Consider the following 514-nt stretch of genomic DNA (forward strand, 5'->3'; position numbering starts at 1 on the left):
GGTCGTCCGCCTGCGAGATCGGGAGGACGAGCATGAGCACGCCTGACCCGATCCTCGCCGCGCTCGACCTCGTCAACGCAGCGGAGCAGGAACACGTCACGGCGTGCTCCGACCTCGACGAGAGTGACGAGGCCGCCATGCGCCGCTGCAACGCGGCCTGCGATCGGGCTGCCACCGCCCGACGCGAGCTCACGCAGATCGTACCGACGACGATGGGCGGACTACAGGCCCTCGCCACCCACTACTGCCGCTGGGGCGAGACAGGAGCAGAGGAGAGTTTCAGCCACCTCGCGCGCTCGATGCGAGGGTGTGAATCGAAACGGCAACTCCGGCCCTCTGAACAGGCAGATAGCCAATCAGCTGAGCCAGATAGCATCGTGAATCGGACGATGGCTTCAGACCCTCCCTGCGCAGGCGCCGGGAGGGTCCCGACCCCATCCGATCTCAGGGAGGCTTGGTCACGCCTCGCCCCTGCCGCACGTGATCAGATCGGCCTCGTCGTGCTGGACATGAT

General features: G+C 66.5%; 1 protein-coding gene. It reads left to right on the forward strand.

Going from position 1 to position 514, the window contains the following annotated elements:
* Nucleotides 1-32 precede the first annotated feature (32 nt).
* On the forward strand, nt 33-514 hold a 482-nt coding region (locus MKK54_RS15460), incomplete at its 3' end, for a hypothetical protein (protein WP_244012084.1).

The organism is Methylobacterium sp. J-068 (assembly GCF_022829445.1).
In the GTDB taxonomy this organism is placed as follows: domain Bacteria; phylum Pseudomonadota; class Alphaproteobacteria; order Rhizobiales; family Beijerinckiaceae; genus Methylobacterium.